The sequence below is a fragment of the uncultured Maribacter sp. genome (assembly GCF_947496775.1).
Classification (GTDB): Bacteria; Bacteroidota; Bacteroidia; order Flavobacteriales; family Flavobacteriaceae; genus Maribacter_B.
In genome coordinates this window covers 1-1,206 of the sequence record NZ_CANMDU010000040.1, presented here as the reverse complement: position 1 = coordinate 1,206, position 1,206 = coordinate 1, and the positions used below count along the sequence as shown (strand labels likewise).

The 1,206-nt window shown below is 31.0% G+C and carries 1 protein-coding gene; it reads right to left on the bottom strand.

What is annotated here, in order from left to right:
* Window positions 1-425: 425 nt before the first annotated feature.
* Window positions 426-1,049 carry a hypothetical protein gene (locus Q0856_RS17970; RefSeq protein ID WP_298507213.1) on the bottom strand — a complete coding sequence of 208 codons (624 nt, stop codon included), beginning with the start codon at window positions 1,047-1,049 and terminating at the stop codon, window positions 426-428.
* Window positions 1,050-1,206: the final 157 nt, after the last annotated feature.

Below are 1,206 nucleotides of genomic sequence, written 5' to 3'. Positions count from 1 at the left end.
ATTCCGTAGCGATTGCGTGTTGGCGGCAAAAGGGAAAGCCTCTTAGTTGCTCTTTTAAAAACCCAAACCCTTCTTAAGGGGCAATTTTTAGCTTTATATGCCGTAATTTTTTTGTTGTGCTGATAAACGTTTTACTTAGGAAAGTAACTAATCCAACTATAGGGTAAACAACAAAAAAGGAGGGAAGCGCTTAGTTTCTCTTTTTTACTAGGTAAGTTACTGTCAACGGTCTCGGCTAAGCGTAGTGCGGAGGCAAGGAAATTTTTCGTTTCCGTCTGCGCACGAAGCTAAAGCTTTTGGTTTAGTTTTTAATTTTCTTGTCCAAAGCTAAATCCATAAGATTTAGCGACATCATAAATATACACAGACCATTTGATTTTGCCCAAAACCCTGCATTACGTTTAGGCATTGTTGTGCGTTCGTTTTTATTCCGTTTTAAACCAACTCTCTATTAGGTTAAAGTCACATTTCATTTCTTCTTGGTCAATCGTATAATTATTTGCTCTATATATTATTTCTTTCTTTAGGAAATCATCTGTTATCTCTATCTCATTTTTATCAATTAAATCCAAAACCATTTTTGCATATGCTTCTTTTGGTTTTGGTGTTTTTATTAAAGAATCATAATATATTTTCCCTTTATATTTACTTTGTATTATAGAATCTGCAATCCATTGTTGACTTCTATCAATTATTATTTTTTCAGTATAAAAATCGTTTTTCTCCGCTTTGTAATAAGCGGTTAGTTTTGATTTAACTTTATTAAATCCAGTTTCGTTTAAATTAGGAACATTCTGTATGAAGTTGTAACGAAGTATATTATCAATTAAATCCTCAAGAATTAAGTCTACATTCATTTTAATAGCCAATTCCCTATCTGTAAGCTCAGTTAGTTTTTCTTGTTCTTTATAAAAGTCAGTTATTGATTTTGGATAATTGTCTGCTTTAAATTCATAAGAATAATCTTTGTAATTAATTTTTGGATTATTTTGAGAAGTACAACTAGTAATACTGATTAAGATTATTATTACTAAAAATATTTTCTTCATTAAAATGGTTTTTTCAAATGACGCACAACGCCCGAGCTAAAGTTAGTGCGGAACCAAGGAATCTGTAAAGATTCCGTCTAAGCACTAAGACAAAGCTTTTTGTTTGCGTTTATTTTTTTGATTATTAAAATGTCAAATCAAACAGATTTGACGACCA

Bases quoted from the DNA above. Each gene is read 5' to 3' on its own strand.
- Q0856_RS17970 (WP_298507213.1), bottom strand. From the start codon at position 1,049: ATGAAGAAAATATTTTTAGTAATAATAATCTTAATCAGTATTACTAGT.